Source organism: Microbacterium sp. 22242 (genome assembly GCF_052045495.1).
Lineage (GTDB): Bacteria > Actinomycetota > Actinomycetes > Actinomycetales > Microbacteriaceae > Microbacterium.
The window spans coordinates 1-17,845 of record NZ_JBQEOZ010000007.1 but is presented as its reverse complement, the minus strand read 5'-3'; the positions used below and the strand labels follow the sequence as shown (position 1 = coordinate 17,845).

Sequence of the window (17,845 nt, the reverse complement as noted above, 5' to 3'; positions counted from 1 at the left end):
GAAGATGACCAGCACCCACCAGGGAGTGAGGCCGACCATGAGCAACTTCGCGTTCAACAATCCGGCGTTCCAGGAGCGCGATCCGCGCGCTGTCGCGACGTATCCCGGAGCCCCGCAGGCTGGCGCCCAGAACGGGCAGTACGCACCGCCGCCTCCTCCCGGGCAGTTCGCCGGCGCGCAGCAGGCCGCCGTCAACGCCCACCTCGAGGGCATGTACGCCGCTCCGTCGGCGGGCTCGATCGAGACCAACCGGATGACCGTCGAGGACACAGTGTGGAAGACCGCCGGCCTGTTCGGCATCCTCCTCGTCTTCGCCGTGGTGGGCTGGTTCTTCACCCTCAAGGGCTTCGCCCTCCCGGACACCACCGACCCGTACGTCCGCGCGGCCGCGATCAGCCAGGTCAGCGTCCTGCCGTGGATGGTGGGCGCGCTCGGCGGCTTCGTGCTCGCGATGATCGTCAGCTTCACGTCGCGCAAGAAGGTCCGCCCGGCGCTGATCTTCGCCTACGCCGCGTTCGAGGGCTTGTTCGTCGGCGGCATCTCGGCGTTCTTCGAGGTGCTCTGGCCCGGCATCGTGATGCAGGCGACGCTCGCCACGGTCGCCGTGGTCGCGGTCACCCTCGCCCTGTTCGCGAGCGGCAAGGTGCGCGCCTCCGCCCGCATGACGAAGATCGTGATGATCGCGATGTTCGGCTACCTGCTGTTCTCGGTGCTGAACCTCGTGCTGATGGTCTTCCACGTGCTGCCGAAGGACCAGATGTTCGGCCTCTACAGCGCCAAGATCGGCCCGTTCCCGCTCGGCCTCATCATCGGCGTGGTCGTCGTCCTCCTCGCCGCGTACTCGCTGGTGATGGACTTCGACCAGGTGCAGCAGGGCGTGCGCAACGGCGCTCCGCGCGTCTACGGCTGGCTCGGCGGCTTCGGCATCATGGTTACCGTGGTGTGGCTGTACGTCGAGATCCTGCGCATGATCGCGATCGCCCGCAGCAACTAGACGCTGCCCGGATCCGCGAAGGCCGCCCTCCTCAGAGGGCGGCCTTCTTCATGTCAGCGCTCCTGATCGGAAGAACCTGGACTCCCGATGGGGAGTCCTCAGCCGCGCTCGTACGTCGCCACAACGCGCGAGACACCACATTCAGCATGAGACACCACAGCATACGTGATGTCTCATGCAAGAAATGGTGTCTCGCGATTCAGGCGCGATGCGCGAACGGCGACCGGCGCGCAGCCGCGGTCACTCCCACTCGATGGTCGCCGGCGGCTTCGACGTCACGTCGAGCACCACGCGGTTGACCTCGCTCACCTCGTTGGTGATGCGGTTGGAGATCTTGGCGAGCACGTCGTAGGGCAGCCTGGTCCAGTCGGCGGTCATCGCGTCCTCGCTGGAGACCGGGCGCAGCACGACCGGGTGGCCGTACGTGCGGCCGTCGCCCTGCACACCCACCGAGCGCACGTCGGCGAGCAGCACGACCGGGCACTGCCAGATGGTCTGGTCGAGACCGGCGAGCGAGAGCTCCTCGCGGGCGATCGCGTCGGCCTCGCGCAGGATGTCCAGGCGCTCGCGGGTGACTTCGCCGATGATCCGGATCCCGAGGCCCGGGCCGGGGAACGGCTGACGACCCACGATCGCCTCGGGGATCCCGAGCTCGCGGCCGATCGCGCGCACCTCGTCCTTGAACAGGGTGCGCAGCGGCTCGATCAGGTCGAAGTCGAGGTCGTCCGGGAGGCCGCCGACGTTGTGGTGCGACTTGATGTTCGCCGTGCCCGCGCCGCCGCCGGACTCGACGACGTCGGGGTACAGCGTGCCCTGCACGAGGAAGCGGACCTTCTCGCCGGAGGCCTTGGCCTCCTCGACGAGGTCGCGCTGCACCTGCTCGAACGCGCGGATGAACTCGCGGCCGATGATCTTGCGCTTGGTCTCCGGATCCGTGACGCCGGCCAGGTGGCCGAGGAAGGTGTCGACCGCGTCGACCGTGATGAGGCGCACACCCGTCGAGGCGACGTAGTCGCGCTCGACCTGCTCGCGCTCGCCCTTGCGGAGCAGACCGTGGTCGACGAAGACCGCGGTGAGCTGGTCGCCGATGGCCTTGTGCACGAGCGCGGTGGAGACCGCGGAGTCGACGCCGCCGGACATCGCGGAGATCACGCGGGCGTCGCCGACCTGGGCGCGGATCCGCTCGACCTGCTCGGCGATGACGTTGTCGCTGTTCCAGTCGGCCGGCAGGCCCGCGCCCTTGTGCAGGAAGTTCTCGATGATCTCCTGGCCGTGGTCGGAGTGCTTGACCTCCGGGTGCCACTGCACGCCGTAGAGCTTGCGCTCCTCGCTCGCGAACGCGGCGACGGGGGTCACCGGGGTCGAGGCGAGCACGGTGAAGCCCTCGGGGGCCTGGGCGACCTGGTCGCCGTGGCTCATCCACACGTTCTGCTCCGCGGGCTGGCCGCCCAGCAGGGTGGAGTCGTTGACCGGGATCATCGCGTCGGTCGCGCCGTATTCGCGCAGGCCGGTGTTCGCGACCTCGCCGCCGAGCGTGCGGGCCATGTACTGGAAGCCGTAGCAGATGCCGAGCGTCGGCACGCCGAGCTCGAACACCTCGGGGTCGAGCTGTGGAGCGCCCTCCTCGTACACCGAGGACGGGCCGCCGGACAGGATCAGCGCGACCGGGTTCTTCGCGGCGATCTCGGCGGCGGTCGCGGTGTGCGGCACGATCTCGCTGTACACCCCGGCCTCGCGCACGCGGCGCGCGATCAGCTGGGCGTACTGGGCGCCGAAGTCGACGACGAGCGCGGGCCGCTGCTCGGTGTCCGGACGGGAGTCGGTTCCAAGAGAGGAGTCGGTCAACGGGCACCTTCCGTGGCGGGAGTGGTCGAGGCGTGATCGGAGGAGGCTTCGCGCCTGGCGAGGTAGGCCTTGACCTCGCGGGCGACACGGATCTCCATGATGAAGGAGAGGAAGGGCACGACCCCGCCGAGGGCGAGGAGGATGAAGCGCAGGAACGGCCAGCGCATGAGGCTCCACACCCGGAAGCAGGCGAAGAGGTACACGACGTAGAACCAGCCGTGCGCGACCAGGATCCCCATGGAGAGGTTCAGCCCGTTGCCGGTGGACTCGAGCCCGCCCTTCACGCCTTCGACGACCGGGGCGAACCAGAGGAACCCGCCGGATCCGCCCGCGAAGAGCTCGAGATGGATGGGCGTGTATTTGAAGACCATCTCCGTCACCAGCAGCAGGAGCATGACTCCGGTGATGACCGAGGCGATCTGGTAGAACTTCAGCGCCCCGCGGATGGCCTGGAAGCTCTCAGGCTTGGGTTCGGGCATGCGTCTATTCTAAGTGGCCGATCTGTGCGTCTTTCCCTCGTACGACGGAGGCCGCCGGGCGAACCCGACGGCCTCCGTGCGACGATCTGCGTCTGTCGATTCCCGTTCCTCGACTCCGATCAGCCGAACAGGCCCTCCAGCAGGCCGAGGACACCGCCCAGAAGCGATCCGACCGCGTCGATCACCCCGCCGCTGTGCCCGTTGCCGCGGCTGACGTGCACGGTGGTCGTCGCCTCGTTCCCGTCGGCCTGCGTCACCACGAGGGTGTACTTGTCGGGTTGCGTGCTCTTGGGCACCACCGGTGCCGCCGAGAACGATCCGTCGGCGGACACCTTCGCGGTGCCGAGCGCGACGGTCGCGCCCTTCTTGCCGCGCAGCTCGATCGTGACGGTCTGGCCCGGCGTGAAGTGCGTGCCGCGGACTGCGAGCGCGGTCCCCGCCTGCACCTTGCCGGCGCCGCCGACCTGGACCGCGCCCTGGAACGGCCCGGTCTGCCCCGCCACCGTGATCGGCAGGTCCAGCGCCGTGCCGGTGCCGGCGACGGCGACGTGCAGCGCCTTCGCGCCGTTCACGCCCTGCGGGATCGTGAACGTGAGCGTGGCGACCCCCGCCTCGTCGAACGCGTCCACCGTCACGGCCGGGTCCACCGCGGCGGACGCGAGGGCCGTGCCGTCGAGCGACACCGTGACGTCACCGGGCGCCTGCTCGCCCGCGCTGAACGCCAGCGAGCTGAGCTTCAGGGTGACGCTCTCACCGGGCGTGTATCCGGTGGTGTCAGCCGGGGCCGAGAGCACCGCACCGACCGCCCGCTGCGCGAGGTCCGGCGTCGCCGTCTGGTGAGCCGCGAACCAGTCCACCATCGACTGCAGGTCGACCTTGCCGGTGTCCTTCTTGTCGGCGCCCTGCGCGAACGTGGAGAAGCTGTCGCCGCCGGCCGCGAGGAACGAGTTCGCCGCCACGGTGTACGACGCGGCCGGATCCACCGGCGTGCCGTTCAGCGTGATCCCCGTGATGTGCGACCCCTGGGGCGCCGCCGGGTCGTAGGTGTACGCGAGCTCCCTCGAGACGCCGAGCTTCAGGAACGGACGTGCCGCACCGGCGGGTTGCCACTGCTCCTCCAGCACGCTCTTCAGCTGAGCTCCGGTGAGCTTCAGCGTCATGAGGGTGTTGGCGAACGGCTGCACCGTGGCCGCCTCGCGGTAGGTGACGTTGCCGTCCGGGTCGGAGACGCCGCTCGAGGCGTACGTCAGGTTGGCCCGCAGCCCGCCCGGGTTCACCAGGGCGAGGTCGGCACCGGTCGACCACTTCTGCACGTCGGCGACGAAGTTGCCCAGGGTGGACTCGCCACCGCGGTTCTCCGTCTTGCCGTCGCTCTGCCGCGCGCGGTTGAAGTCCGCGGTGATGGATCCGAGCGCGACTCCGCCGAGCTCGTCCGCCTTCTTCTTCGCCGCGTCCACGATCGCCTGCACCGCCGGGTCCGCCGGATACTGGGGAACCTTGTTGACGACGAGCGGCTTGATCTCGTTGGTGATCGAGAGCAGCGCCTTGGTCTTCGGGTCGACCTTGATGTCCATCACCCCGAGGTTCTCGCCGTACTGGCCGGCGGAGACCACCGGACGACCGTCGATCACGTGGTTGTAGGCGAGGTGCGTGTGCGCAGAGACGATCGCGTTGACGTCCTTGGTGACGCCGTTCACGATCTCGCCGAGACGCGACTCGGGCGTGATGCTGGCCACGTCGGTCGTGGTCGCCCCCTCGTGCACGAGCAGGATGATCACGTCGGCCTCGCCGTTCGACGGGTCGCCGTCGCGCAGCTCCTTCGCGACCGCGTTCACCGAGTCGGGGATGCTGCGGACCTCGAGGCCCTTCATCCCGTCCGGGGAGACCAGGGTCGGCAGGTCCTCGGTCACCGCGCCGATGAAGCCCACCTTGACGCCCTGCACGTCCTTCACCCAGGCCGGGGTGAGCGCAGGCTCGCCGGTCGCGGTGAGGAACACGTTGGAGCTCAGGTAGGTCCAGTCCGCGCGCTGCTGCACCCGGTCGCGGAGATCCGCGTAGCCCTGGTCGAACTCGTGGTTGCCTGCCGCGCTCACGTCGAGACCGGCCGCGTTGAGCGCGTCGATCGTCGGGTTGTCCTGCTGGATGAAGGACGTGAACGTGGAGGCGCCGATGAGGTCGCCCGCGGCCGCGAAGATCGTGTTCGGGTTCTGCGCGCGGATCTGCTCGACAGCTCCCGCCAGCACCGCCGCGCCCGCGGCGGCGCCGTCGGCCTCGATCCGTCCGTGGAAGTCGTTGATCGTCGCCACGTCGATGTCGACGGGATCCGCCGCGCCGTTCAGGCCGACGAGGATCGGGTCGTGGTCGCTGGCACGGTACGGCGTGCCCGCCTCGGTGGCGGCGTACGCGTAGCCGCGGTCGCTCCACTCCGGCGAGTTGATGCTCCAGACGCCGGCGCCGCTGATCGCCTTCGCCGCGGACGGCGACGCGATCACGTGGTCGAGGGATCCGAGCTCTCCGTCGAAGGAGTACGTGTACTGGCCCTTCGCGAACGTGGGCTCGACATCGGTCCACCCGGCCTGGGCGAACACGTCGATCGGATCCTCCTTGCCGTAGGCGTTGAAGTCGCCCACGAGGAAGACGTCGCCGCTGCCGGAGCTCTTCTGGATCTGCTGCGCGAACGCCAGCTCCGCCTTCGCCTGCGCCACGCGGTCGGCGTTGAAGAAGCCCTGCCCGTCGGCCGGCTCGGACCCGGCGCCCTGTGGCGGGGACTTCGACTTCAGGTGCGTCGTCACGAGCGACAGCACGCGACCCTTCGTCGTCTCGAAGGTCTGCGCGATCGGCTCGCGCGCGTTGCCCCAGACCGTCTCATCGATCGTGGTGGACGCGTCGCCCTTGAGCGTGACGGAGGCCTTCTTGTAGATGATCGCCGTGGTGATGGCGTCGGTGATGGCCGGGTTGTCGAGCGCCTGCGGGGTTCGGACGTAGTCCCACACGTCGGAGCCCGCGGCCTCGTTGAGCGCGCCCACGAGGTTCTGCAGCGGGGCGTCGAGCGGCAGGCCGAACTTCGGGCCGTTCTCCACCTCCATCAGGCCGACGACGTCGGCGCCGAGCCCGTTGATCGCGGCGACCGTCTTGGAGCGCTGGATCTGGAACTCCTGGGCGGTCTTGGCGCCGCGGGCGTTCGGGTCCTCGCTGCTCAGCGTCGTGAAGAAGTTGTAGACGTTGAACGACGCGACCTTCACGTCGCCGCCGGCGGCCGGCGGCGCGGCCGGACGCGGGTTCTCGTCGCCGAAGGTCGGCTTGTGCGAGGCTGCGCTGGTGCTGTCGATCGGCACGACGGGCTGCAGGCGCCAGTCGCCGAAGCCGTACTGCAGGATCTCGCCCTCGGCCGGGAAGGCCACGGAGTCGCCGTTGCGGACCACCGTGTCCTTGGTGAAGTAGGGCTGGTCGCCGGTGTGCAGCTTGTTGCCGATCTGCAGCGACCATCCGTCGTCGAGGAGGATCCGCTTGGACAGGTTCTTCGCGGTGATCGCGTCCGCCTCGGCGCCAGGGCGCGCAAGCTCGGTGGCCTTGACGTTGAGGTCGCCCGCGTTCAGCCAGAGCGTTCCGTAGTTGTGCAGCTGGTGGCTCGAGGCGATCTTGTAGCTGCCGGCGGGCGCCACGAGCATGTTCTCGTAGGCCTCGCGGTCGGCTCCGAGCACGGTGTCGGGAAGCGCCACCGGGACGGGGACGCCCGCCTGCGCGGTGACGACCGAGACGTCGCCGACCGCGCCAGGGGCGATCTGGGTCTGCCCGTTGTACTCCGACACGGTGCCGGTGACCGAGACGAGATCGCCGGGCGAGACCGCCGGTGCCAGGGCGTTCAGGTAGACGAAGATGCCGTCGGAGGCGCCGGCGGTCTTGACGTCGCCGCCCGTGCCCTGCGTCTGGATGACGATGCCCTTGTAGCCGCCGGTGCGATAGTCGCCGGTCACGACGCCCTGCACCGTGACGGTCTGGTCGACGAAGGGCGACACATCCGCGGCGCCCTGCACCTCGGCGATGGTCCTGGTCTCCGCCGGGTTCTGCGTGGGCGTGGGATCCGGCGTCGGGGTCGGATCCGGGTCGGTGCCGGTGCCGGAGTCCGTCGAGTTCTTCGGCGTGATGGTCGCGGAGAGCGCGAAGTCCGCGGCGTTCGCGTCGCTGTCGGCCCCGGCCGCCCGGTTCAGCGACTTCACGTCGGTGTTGCCTGCGGGCGCGGTCGCGGCGGTTCCCTCGAAGGTGTTCGAGCTGCCGTAGCCGAGCAGGTCGATGACGTTCGCGTCGCCCGTGACGGATCCGGTCGGCAGGGCGACGGCCGCGGTGCCCTTGACGAGCGCGATCGTGCCGCTGGAGCCGCTCGGGTTCAGCGAGCTCCGGGCGTCGGGCGCCGGCAGTGCGGCGCCGTTGGCGCCGTTGCTGCCGCCCTCCACGAGGTAGTAGCCGTGTGCGGGGATCGCGCCGGCGAGCGCGACGATGCCGCTCGAGTTCCCGGTGCCGGTCGCGGAGCGGTACTGGATCGAGGTGCCGTCGAGGGCGATCGGGTCGCCGGTCGGGTTGTAGAGCTCGACGAACTTGTTCGTGAAGGCGGCGCCCGCGCTGCCGCCGGACAGATACGCCTCGTTGATCACCACCCCCGTTCCCGAGGTGTTGGCGAAGGCCGGGGCGGCGACGAGCGAGCCGAAGCCCAGAGCGGTCACTGTGGTCACGGCGAGCGCGCAGATGCGCGCTCCGGTTGCGCTGCGGCGCGTGGGTGCTGGACGGTGCGCGACGGGAACGGCGCGGTTCTCGTCGTCGGGGACTCTCGTCACGTGCTGTCTCCTCGGGAAGGGAACGGCGGCCCTGGTGGGGCCGCCGGCGCCGCGGCCCGGGCGGACGGCGGCATCTTCCCCGACGATAGGCGAGGCTATGGACGTTCTTCAAGGACGATATGGATCGCCTGAGAGCTGTTCACCCGCCGGACATGGGATCGTCACGATCCGACGCACGAACGCGCGTCACACGCCGTTCTCGCGCTCGGATGAGCGGGGCTGCTCCGAGCGCTCCTCGAACTCCTCGACCTCGCGCTCCCAGGCGTCCTTCGTGAGCCGGTACCAGAGGTAGAACGCGAAGCCCGCGAACACCGCCCACTCGATCGCGTAGAAGATGTTCAGCCAGTTGATGGGCGACTGCTGCACCGGTGCGGGCGAGGAGATCGCGTCCAGGCCGCCGAGCGGTTTCTGCGAGGCCAGATACGGCCGGTACACGTTCAACTCGTCGGTGTCGTGCCAGAAGCCGAGCAGCGCCGCCGGCGACATCCGATCCATCCGATCCGGCTGGTCCTGCGGCGGGGCCACGGCGCCCTCGTCGGAGATGAGCCGCCCGGTCAACGACACGATCCTCCCGTCGGCCGTCTTCTCCAGGCGCTGGATCGCGGCCTTCGCGGCATGCTCGTCCGCGGCCCAGCCGATCGCGACCGCGAGCGACGTGGGCTCCGCGGTGCCGGCGATCCGCAGCTGCCCGGTGACCCAGTACCCCTCCACGCCGTCGTTGTAGCGCGAGGAGACGACGAGGAAGTCCCCGCGCACCCAGGATCCGCGCGCCTCGGTGCGCTGACCGACCAGCGGCGCGTCCAGGTACTGGCCCGGCTTGACGACCTGGTCGAGAGGCTTCACGTTCTCGGTCAGGTCGGGCGGCGCAGGGTTCGAATCGATCGCGCGCTCCAGCTGCCACTGCCCGAGCCAGGCGAACACGCCCGCGACGACCAGGCAGAGCATCAGCATGCCGATCCACCGCCCGCGCAGCAGGACCTCGCGCAGGGTCGGCGGGAAGCGCATCTGCGGCGAGGACGGATCGGCGGGCGGCTGCGGCGAGGACACGGCGGAACGGCGGACGGGTGGGCGGATCAGGGGCGCTCGTATGGCGAGAGCACGACCTCGACCCGCTGGAACTCCTTGAGGTCGGAGTAGCCGGTGGTCGCCATCGATTTGCGGAGCGCCCCGATCAGGTTCGCGGTGCCGTCCGCCACGGGAGCCGGGCCGTACAGGATCTCCTCGAGGGTCGCGACACCGGCGACCGCGACGCGACGGCCGCGGGGCAGCTTGGAGTGGTGCGCCTCAGGACCCCAGTGGTAGCCGCGCCCGGGCGCGTCGGTCGCCCGCGCCAGCGCGACACCGAGCATGACCGCGTCGGCGCCCATCGCGAGCGCCTTCACGATGTCGCCCGAGGTGCCGACGCCGCCGTCGGCGATCACGTGCACGTAGCGGCCGCCCGACTCGTCGAGGTAGTCACGCCGCGCCGCGGCGACGTCGGAGACGGCGGTCGCCATCGGGGCGTGGATGCCGAGGGTCGCGCGCGTGGTGGAGGCCGCTCCCCCGCCGAAGCCGACGAGCACGCCCGCGGCTCCCGTGCGCATGAGGTGCAGGGCCGCCGTGTAGGTCGCCGCGCCGCCGACGATCACCGGGACGTCGAGGTCGTAGATGAACTTCTTCAGGTTCAGGGGCTCGGCCACGCTCGAGACGTGCTCGGCGGAGACGGTCGTGCCGCGGATGACGAAGAGGTCGACTCCGGCCTCGACGACGGTCTGGTACAGCTCCTGGGTGCGCTGCGGGGTGAGGGATCCGGCGACCGTGACGCCCGCCTCGCGGATCTCGGCCAGCCGGCGCTTGATGAGCTCTGGCTTGATCGGCTCAGCGTACAGCTGCTGCATGCGGGAGGTCGCCTCGGCCTCGCCGAGACCGGCGATCTCGTCGAGCAGCGGCTCGGGATCCTCGTACCGGGTCCACAGGCCTTCGAGGTCGAGGACGCCGAGACCGCCGAGCTGGCCGAGCATGATCGCGGTGCGCGGGCTGATGACCGAGTCCATCGGCGCACCCAGCACGGGGATCTCGAACGGGAACGCGTCGATCGTCCACGCCGTGGACACGTCCTCCGGGTTGCGCGTGCGCCGCGAGGGCACGACCGCGATGTCGTCGAACGTGTATGCGCGGCGGGCGCGCTTGGCTCGGCCGAGCTCGATCTCCTGGGTCACGGCACCAGACTACCGGGCCGACTCTGCCCCGACAGGGCCCGCCCGGCCGATCCTGTCCCGAATCACCGACAGATCCCGCGGTTCCCTCGGCGATTCGTGACACCATCGGCGAAACGGGACAGGCCCCGGCCGTTCAGCGGATCTGAACGATGCGCTCCGACTCCCCAGGCGCCGCCCGCGGTGATCACAGCCACGTTGAGGCGATCCGCCAGCGCCAGGCAGAGCCGGTCAGTGGATCCAGCGTTCCGGGTGAACCGTCACCGAGGGATCGAGCGTTCCGGGTGAACCGTCACCGACCCGAGGTCGTCAGCGGATCCGATCAAGCAGCGTAGCGTCCACTCGCGATCGCGCGGGCGCGCTTCTTCTCCGCCTCCTCCTCGCGGTTCTTCGGCGGGACGCTCGCGACGAGGTCGTCGAGCAGGTGCTGGGTGAGGTGTGCGATCTCGGCGACCGCGCGGTCGAACGCCTCCTGGTTGGCCTTGGACGGCTTGGTCGTCCCGGCGATCTTGCGCACGTACTGCAGGGCGGCGGCGTGCACCTCCTCGCTGGTCGCGGCGGGCTCGAAGTTGTGGAGGGTGTGGATGTTGCGGCACATGCCCTTCACGCTACGCCGGGCGTCCGACGCCGGGAAGGGTCAGAAGATGCCGTCGGACAGGCGCAGACCACGGCGTTCCACCTCAGCGAGGAGTACGGTCCGGATCGCCTCGGCGACGGCCGTCACCTCTGTCAGATCCGCTTCCATCCGCTCGAGTTCGACCCGCGACGGGGCCGGGCCGTGCGTCAGACGGTGCTCCCACCGGCCAGCCGTGAGGGTGACGTCATGCAGAACGGCGTGAAGATCGATCGATGCGGTTGCCATGCCCGGAAGCTATCCGACGCCCCCGACATCGGGGCGGCAGACCCCGGACCGCTCGCGTTACAGGCGGTGCTCGTTGCGGGGCAGCACGTCGAGCACGTGCGGCAGCTTGTTCGGGAAGCACGCGCGGAACAGCTCGGTGATCTGCGGATCGGATCCGTAGTCGTCGACGATCCGCAGGCCGATCATGGTGCTGATCAGCATGCCCTCGGCGAGGAAGGTGCGCGCCTCCTCGGCGTCCAGCCCCATCTCGTCGCGGAAGAACCGCCAGACCTGCGCGAAGCCCTGGCGCGCGGCGGCGCCGATCGCGGGGTTGCTGCCGAGCAGATACGCGTGCGCGAGGGTCTGGTGCAGGCCGCGCACCTCGATCAGATCGACGTAGGCCTCGCCGATGCGCTTGCCGACCGGTCGTTCCCCGCCCTCGTCGGACGCGGCGAGTGCCGCCCGGAACGAGGCCAGCAGCCGGTCCAGCGCGAAATCGATCGCGGCGAGGAAGAGGTTCTCCTTCGAACCGAAGAAGCGCACGACGTACGGCTGGCTGACGCCGGCGGCCCGGGCGACCTCGTCGGTCGTCGCACCCTCGTAGCCGCGCGCGCCGAACACCGTCAGCGCGGCGCGGATGATCTGAGCGCGCCGCTCCTCGGACGAGAGCCGCCGACCGGGGTCGTCCGGCCCGACCGGGGCGGTGTCGGCGGCGGCTGCGGAGGTCATGTCGAAAGGTTATCAGCGAATGACTTGACTTTGTAATCATTCGATTACTACCTTGATCTCAGCGCAGGTAATCATTCAATTACAACGGGAGCTTCCATGTCCGAGTCCTCCTCCGTCGCGCGGCGGATCCGCCCCGCGAACCCGATCCGCCGTCCCCTCGTCCTCGTCATCGCCGCGGCATCGCTGCCGATGTTCATGGCGACGCTCGACAACCTCGTCATGACCAACGCCCTCCCCGTGCTGCACCGGGAGATGAACGCGAGCATCGAGCAGCTGCAGTGGTTCGTGAACGCCTACACGCTCGCCTTCGCGGGAGCGATCCTGGTCGCCTCCGCCCTCGGGGATCGGTTCGGCCGTCGCACGGTGTTCGCGATCGGCATCGCGCTGTTCGGCGCCGGATCCGTCTTCGCCGCCCTGAGCGGCGATCCCGGCCAGCTGATCGCCGCCCGCGCGGTGCAGGGCCTCGGTGCCGCCGCCGTCATGCCGCTCTCGCTCGCGCTGCTCACCGGCGCCGTCCCCGCGGCGCGCCGGGCGCTCGCGATCGGCATCTGGGGTGGCGTCTCCGGCCTCGGCGTCGCCGTCGGCCCGCTCATCGGCGGCGCGATCATGGAGGGCTGGAACTGGCAGGCGATCTTCTGGATCAACGTGCCGGTCGCGATCGTCGCGATCCCGCTCGCACTGCTCGTGCTGAACAACGACTTCGGCGCCCGCGTGCGCATCGACGTGCCCGGCGCCGTGCTCGCCGCGGCCGGTGTGCTCGCCCTCGTGCATGCGATCGTGCGCGGCAACGACGATGGCTGGGACTCGTTCGGCGTGATCGCGGAACTGGCCCTGGGCGGCGCTCTCGTGGTCGCCTTCATCGTCTGGCAGTGGCGTTCGAGCGCACCGCTCGTGCCGCTGCGCCTGTTCCGGGATCGCTCGTTCTCGATCACGAACGTCGTCGGCTTCGCGTTCAGCTTCGGGACCTTCGGATCCGTCTTCATCCTGATCCAGTACCTGCAGGTCGTGAAGGGTGCGACGCCGCTCGAGGCCGCCGTGCAGACCACGCCGTGGACCCTCGCGCCGATGTTCGTCGCCCCGATCGCCGGCATCATCGCACCGCGCGTCGGCACCCGGATCCTGCTGGTGCTCGGCCTGCTGCTGCAGGGCGTCGCGCTGGGCTGGGTGGCCCTGCTGCTCTCGCCGGACGTGGCCTACCCCGCGCTGATCGCGCCGTTCATCCTGGCCGGCGTCGGGATGGGACTGGTGTTCGCGCCGTCCGCCACGGCGCTGCTGGCCACGCTCGGGCTCGTCGACCACGCGAAGGCGTCGGGGGTGAACTCCACGGTCCGCGAGCTCGGCGTGGCCCTCGGCACCGCGGTGATGACGGCGATCTTCGTGGGCGCGGGCGGCCGGCTGCTGCCCGACCACTACGTCGACGCGGCGCGGCCCGCGGTCTTCACCGGAGCCGCGGTGCTGTTCGCGGCGACGCTCGTGGCGCTGTGGCTTCCCGCCGGGAAGGGCGGGCATGCGGCCGGAGAGGTCGTCGAAGCAGGATCGGCCGGATCCGAGAGGACCGGATCCGAGTCCGTCCACCCCGAACCGATCGCCGTGAGCTGATCCCGTCACGCCTGCACGATCGGGGGGCCTGCACGACCGATCCGCAGAATCCGGCCACAGACGTATCACGATCGTGCAGACGTCCCCACCCTGCACGCGGACCCACACACGCAGAAGGCCCTGGAGGATCCAGGGCCTTCTGCCGGGGTCCGGCTCGGTCGCCGGGAGCGCTCAGCGCTTGTAGTTCGGCGCCTCGACCACGATCTGCACGTCGTGCGGGTGCGATTCCTTGAGCCCGGCCGGGGTGATCCGGACGAACTTGCCGCGGGCCTTGAGCTCCTCGATCGTGCGCGCGCCGACATAGAACATCGACTGGCGAAGGCCCCCGACGAGCTGATAGGCCACGGCCGACAGCGGTCCGCGGTAGGGCACCTGGCCCTCGATCCCCTCGGGGATGAGCTTGTCGTCACTCGGCACGTCCGCCTGGAAGTAGCGGTCCTTGGAGTAGGACGTCTGCTTGCCGCGGGTCTGCATCGCGCCGAGCGAGCCCATGCCGCGGTACAGCTTGAACTGCTTGCCGCCCTGGAAGACGATCTCGCCCGGCGACTCCTCGGTGCCGGCGAGGAGGGACCCGAGCATCACGGCGTCGGCTCCCGCGACGAGCGCCTTGGCGATGTCGCCGGAGTACTGCAGACCGCCGTCGGCGATGACCGGGATGCCGGCGGGCCCTGCGGCGAGCGACGCCTCGTACACGGCGGTGACCTGCGGCACGCCGACGCCGGCGACGATGCGGGTGGTGCAGATCGAGCCAGGGCCGACGCCGACCTTGACGGCATCGACGCCGGCGTCGACGAGCGCCTGGGCGCCCTCGCGGGTGGCGACGTTGCCGCCGATGATGTCGATGCGGTCGAACGACGGGTCCGCCTTGAGTCGCGTGACCAGGTCGATCACGCCCTGGGACTGGCCGTTCGCGGTGTCGACGACGAGCACGTCCACGCCCTTGTCGCGCAGCGCCTCGGCACGCTCCCACGCGTCGCCGAAGAAGCCGATCGCAGCGCCGACACGGAGCCGGCCCTGGTCGTCCTTGGTGGCGAGCGGGTACTTCTCGCTCTTGTCGAAGTCCTTGATCGTGATGAGGCCGGCGAGCTTGCCGTCCTCGTCGATGAGCGGGAGCTTCTCGACGCGGTGCTTCGCGAACAGCTCGATCACTTGCGCCGCCTCGACGCCCACGGGGGCTGTGACGAGGTTCTCGCTCGTCATGACGTCACGGGCCAGCGTGGTCTGCGTCGCGGATCCGGAGATGAACCGCATGTCGCGGTTGGTGACGATGCCGAGCAGGCGACCCTCGGGGTCGACCACCGGCAGGCCGGAGATGCGGTACTTCGCGCACAGCGCGTCGACCTCGGCGATCGTCGCGTCAGGCGTCGTGGTGATCGGATCCGTGATCATGCCGGACTCGCTGCGCTTGACGCGGTCGACCTGGGCGGCCTGATCCGCGATCGAGAGGTTGCGGTGCAGGATGCCGAGGCCGCCCTCGCGCGCCATCGCGATCGCCATGCGTGCCTCGGTGACGGTGTCCATCGCGCTGGAGAGCAGCGGCGTGGCGACCGAGATGCGCCGGGTCACGCGGGACGAGGTGTCCGCCTCGCTCGGGATCACATCCGTGTGCCCCGGCAGAAGCAGAACGTCATCGTAGGTCAATCCGACAAAACCGAACGGGTCGTGCTGCTCCATGGGGTGCGGGGCTCCTCTTTCTCGCGCGAGTGTATCGAGTCTAAGCGCCGCGGCGGGGGCCGTATTCCCAGGAACGCCCTCAGGGCACCGGGATGGTGTCGGTGCCCGTGTGCGCCGCAGAACGCGAGGATCGGCGGGCCGCGAGCACCAGGTCGGCGAGGAAGACCGCGACCGCGACCCACACGATCACGAAGCCGATCCAGCGCGTGGCCGGCATCGCCTCGTGCTCGACCAGCACCCCGAACAGGAACTGCATGATCGGGGTGATGAACTGGATCGTCCCGATCGCGACGAGGCCGATCCGCCGCGTCCCCGCCGCGAACAACAGCAGCGGCACGGCCGTCGCCACCCCGGCGAAGGCGAGCAGAGCCGCGTGCAGGGCGCCGTGTGCGCCCATCGTGAGGCCTGAGGTCAGCCCGACCGCGACCAGCTGCACGGCGGCGACCGGCAGCAGCCAGAAGGATTCGAGCGTGAGGCCGCTGATCGCGTCGACAGCCGGGCCGATCTGCTTCTTGACCAGCCCGTAGATCCCGAACGAGGCGGTCAGCGACAGCGCCACCCAGGGGAACTTCCCGTACGCGAACACGATCACCAGCACCGCCGTGGACGCGATCCCGATCGCCACCCACTGCAGCCGACGGATCCTTTCGCGCAGGATGAAGAAGCCGAGCAGCATCGTCGTGATGGGGTTGATGAAGTAGCCCAGCGCGGTCTCGACGATGTTGCCGTTCAGCGTCGCGAGGACGAACACCTGCCAGTTGATGTAGATCAGCACGCCGGCGAGCGCGGTGAGGGCGAGCAGCCGCGGCTGCCGGATGATCGCGAGCAGCGGCTTCCAGCCGCGCGTGACCGCGAGCAGGATCAGGCAGAACACGAAGGAGAGGGCGACGCGCCACGCCACCAGCTCCCACGGCCCGGTCGGGGCGAGCAGGAGGAAGTACAGCGGCAGCACGCCCCACAGCAGATAGGCGCCGATCGCCGAGGCGACGCCGACGGTCTGGGCGCTGCGCGCAGTGGTGGTCACCGATCAACCCTATTGCGGCGCGGAGACGGAGCGCCCCGCGCTCGGCGAGCGCTTCTGCGTTTCGAGGAGCGATGTTCGCCGCTTCGGCGCCGGAACGAGAGCAGACATCGCTCCTCGAACAGGATCCTCACCCAGATCCGGGGACGACGAAGGCCCGGATGCACGGGGCGGATTCAAGGGGTCGTCGCAACACCGATTGAACTAGACAAGTTCTAGCAGACGCTCGGCTGGAGTTTTCCAGCCGAGCGTTTTGCGTGGGCGGCGGTTGAGTTTCTGGGCGACGTGTTCGAGGTCCTCGGGCCCGTAGACGGTCAGGTCCGTGCTCTTGGGGAAGTACTGCCGCAGCAGTCCGTTGGTGTTCTCGTTCGACCCGCGCTGCCAGGGCGATGCGGGATCACAGAAGTAGACCGGGACACCGGTCGCGATCCGAAACGCTTTGTGGCCGGCCATCTCCGCGCCCTGGTCCCAGGTCAACGACCCGCGCAGGTGCTCCGGCAGGGTGCCGATCAGGCCCACGAGAACATCACGGACGGTCTCGGCGGTGTGGTCCCCGCCGGGGAGGTGCCCGAGCATCACGTAACGGGTGGTGCGTTCGACGAGCGTGACGATCGCGGATTTGTTCAGTTCCCCGGTGATCAGGTCCCCTTCCCAGTGCCCGGGGACGGCGCGGTCCTCGACCTCCGCGGGGCGGTCGCTGATCATCACCATCGGATCGACGAACCGGCTGGTGCGGTGCTCCGGCGACCGGTGCGGTTTGCGGCGGGTCCGCCCGGTGCGCAAAGCATCGGTGATTTCGCGTTTCAGGCCGCCGCGCGCTTGGACGTAGATGGCTTGGTAGATCGTCTCCGTGCTCACTCGCATGCCCTCATCGTCAGGATGGTCCTCGCGGATCCGGTTGCGGATCTGCTCCGGAGACCATTGTTCTCGCAGACCGGCCGCGACGTAGTCCCTCAGCCGACCAGGCTGGACCAGAAGCCCCGGCTTCGGCCGCGCCCGCGCCGCGGCGGCTGCCCGGTGCGCACCGTGCGGCAGATACCGACCATCGGTCGTGTGCGCATCGAGCTCACGTTTGATCGTGGACGCCGGTCGGTCCAGCTCCCGCCCGATCGCGCGCAACGACAGACCAGCCCGGTGCAGATCCGCGATCTTCTCCCGCTCGATCAGGGACAACAACCTGGACCCGATCTGTTCCGGAACCAGGGGTGGTGGACTTTCCATGGTCTCCATCGTGACCCGCCCGGTCGCGTAATCCACCCGCCGCCCGTCCGGGTAGAACCGCGAGTTCCGCGACTTGCGAACCCCATGGTCCCAGTCCTCGGCTGTCCGCTCATGGATGCCGACCCTGGCAGCAGCGTCCCGTCGCGACATGCCCTCCGCCCGCAATCGCGCGAACTCGTCACGACGTGGATCCGGGCGGGCGGGGTACTTCCCTCCAGAGCGGAACCCACCCTTCCTCGCCCAGCCGAACGCCGTGTTGCGGTTGATGCCCAACTCCCGCGCTGCCAGCGAGACACTGCCCACCGAACTCAACAACGCGAAGAACTCAGCCCGACGCTGATCCTGCTCCTCTGAAAACGACACGGTGGTCGCAACCTCCCGAAACTCGGGGTGTTGCGACCACCGTTAGAACCCGCTC

Annotated in this window: 13 protein-coding genes; 2 read left to right on the top strand and 11 right to left on the bottom strand. The window is 69.5% G+C overall.

The genetic code is table 11. The features are described 5' to 3' along the window. The first annotated feature begins 37 nt into the window (after window positions 1–37). A complete protein-coding gene (locus ACTJJZ_RS09440) occupies window positions 38–994 on the top strand; it encodes a Bax inhibitor-1/YccA family protein (RefSeq protein ID WP_440721086.1) in 957 nt (318 codons plus the stop codon). A 240-nt stretch (window positions 995–1,234) separates the two neighbouring features. Here the strand turns inward: ACTJJZ_RS09440 and guaA are convergent, their stop codons facing one another. From guaA to ACTJJZ_RS09400, 8 genes are all read right to left on the bottom strand, one after another. After that, on the bottom strand, window positions 1,235–2,839 hold the full coding sequence (gene guaA, locus ACTJJZ_RS09435; RefSeq protein WP_440720929.1) for a glutamine-hydrolyzing GMP synthase: 1,605 nt from the start codon (window positions 2,837–2,839) through the stop codon (window positions 1,235–1,237). Beyond that, on the bottom strand, window positions 2,836–3,318 hold the full coding sequence (locus ACTJJZ_RS09430) for a DUF3817 domain-containing protein (RefSeq protein WP_440720928.1): 483 nt from the start codon (window positions 3,316–3,318) through the stop codon (window positions 2,836–2,838). The genes guaA and ACTJJZ_RS09430 overlap by 4 nt, the downstream gene beginning before the upstream one ends. Before the next feature lie 119 nt (window positions 3,319–3,437). Further along, a complete protein-coding gene (locus ACTJJZ_RS09425) occupies window positions 3,438–8,147 on the bottom strand; it encodes an ExeM/NucH family extracellular endonuclease (RefSeq protein ID WP_440720927.1) in 4,710 nt (1,569 codons plus the stop codon). Between the two features lie 186 nt (window positions 8,148–8,333). After that, complete coding sequence (locus ACTJJZ_RS09420; protein WP_440721085.1) at window positions 8,334–9,152, bottom strand: SURF1 family cytochrome oxidase biogenesis protein; 819 nt, start codon at window positions 9,150–9,152, stop codon at window positions 8,334–8,336. A gap of 68 nt (window positions 9,153–9,220) precedes the next feature. Beyond that, entirely contained in the window at window positions 9,221–10,345 is a 1,125-nt protein-coding gene (locus ACTJJZ_RS09415; protein ID WP_440720926.1) for a GuaB3 family IMP dehydrogenase-related protein, read from the bottom strand. A gap of 319 nt (window positions 10,346–10,664) precedes the next feature. Continuing rightward, window positions 10,665–10,940, bottom strand: coding sequence for a DUF2277 domain-containing protein (locus ACTJJZ_RS09410; RefSeq protein WP_440720925.1), 276 nt, complete (start codon window positions 10,938–10,940; stop codon window positions 10,665–10,667). Window positions 10,941–10,979: 39 nt separating this feature from the next. After that, window positions 10,980–11,204 (bottom strand): hypothetical protein, encoded by a 225-nt coding sequence (locus ACTJJZ_RS09405; RefSeq protein ID WP_440720924.1) that lies wholly within the window; start codon window positions 11,202–11,204, stop codon window positions 10,980–10,982. Between the two features lie 57 nt (window positions 11,205–11,261). After that, complete coding sequence (locus tag ACTJJZ_RS09400) at window positions 11,262–11,912, bottom strand: TetR/AcrR family transcriptional regulator (protein WP_440720923.1); 651 nt, start codon at window positions 11,910–11,912, stop codon at window positions 11,262–11,264. Window positions 11,913–12,008: 96 nt separating this feature from the next. Here ACTJJZ_RS09400 and ACTJJZ_RS09395 point away from each other — a divergent pair, with 96 nt between their 5' ends. Continuing rightward, a complete protein-coding gene (locus ACTJJZ_RS09395; RefSeq protein ID WP_440720922.1) occupies window positions 12,009–13,511 on the top strand; it encodes a DHA2 family efflux MFS transporter permease subunit in 1,503 nt (500 codons plus the stop codon). A gap of 171 nt (window positions 13,512–13,682) precedes the next feature. Here ACTJJZ_RS09395 and guaB read toward each other — a convergent pair whose 3' ends face one another. From guaB to ACTJJZ_RS09380, 3 genes are all read right to left on the bottom strand, one after another. Then, window positions 13,683–15,185: an IMP dehydrogenase gene (gene guaB / locus ACTJJZ_RS09390; protein WP_440720921.1), complete on the bottom strand. Its 1,503-nt coding sequence runs from the start codon at window positions 15,183–15,185 to the stop codon at window positions 13,683–13,685. Window positions 15,186–15,264: 79 nt separating this feature from the next. Next, window positions 15,265–16,209 (bottom strand): EamA family transporter RarD, encoded by a 945-nt coding sequence (gene rarD / locus ACTJJZ_RS09385; RefSeq protein WP_440720920.1) that lies wholly within the window; start codon window positions 16,207–16,209, stop codon window positions 15,265–15,267. Window positions 16,210–16,410: 201 nt separating this feature from the next. After that, window positions 16,411–17,577 (bottom strand): IS30 family transposase, encoded by a 1,167-nt coding sequence (locus ACTJJZ_RS09380; RefSeq protein ID WP_440721084.1) that lies wholly within the window; start codon window positions 17,575–17,577, stop codon window positions 16,411–16,413. Between the last annotated feature and the right edge of the window lie 268 nt (window positions 17,578–17,845).

Excerpts from the sequence above, each read along its gene's own strand:
- ACTJJZ_RS09440 (WP_440721086.1), top strand. The coding sequence starts at position 38 with ATGAGCAACTTCGCGTTCAACAATCCGGCGTTCCAGGAGCGCGATCCG.
- ACTJJZ_RS09430 (WP_440720928.1), bottom strand. The coding sequence starts at position 3,318 with ATGCCCGAACCCAAGCCTGAGAGCTTCCAGGCCATCCGCGGGGCGCTG.
- ACTJJZ_RS09420 (WP_440721085.1), bottom strand. The coding sequence starts at position 9,152 with ATGCGCTTCCCGCCGACCCTGCGCGAGGTCCTGCTGCGCGGGCGGTGG.
- ACTJJZ_RS09410 (WP_440720925.1), bottom strand. The coding sequence starts at position 10,940 with ATGTGCCGCAACATCCACACCCTCCACAACTTCGAGCCCGCCGCGACC.
- ACTJJZ_RS09405 (WP_440720924.1), bottom strand. The coding sequence starts at position 11,204 with ATGGCAACCGCATCGATCGATCTTCACGCCGTTCTGCATGACGTCACC.
- ACTJJZ_RS09400 (WP_440720923.1), bottom strand. The coding sequence starts at position 11,912 with ATGACCTCCGCAGCCGCCGCCGACACCGCCCCGGTCGGGCCGGACGAC.
- ACTJJZ_RS09395 (WP_440720922.1), top strand. The coding sequence starts at position 12,009 with ATGTCCGAGTCCTCCTCCGTCGCGCGGCGGATCCGCCCCGCGAACCCG.
- guaB (WP_440720921.1), bottom strand. The coding sequence starts at position 15,185 with ATGGAGCAGCACGACCCGTTCGGTTTTGTCGGATTGACCTACGATGAC.
- ACTJJZ_RS09380 (WP_440721084.1), bottom strand. The coding sequence starts at position 17,577 with ATGTCGCGACGGGACGCTGCTGCCAGGGTCGGCATCCATGAGCGGACA.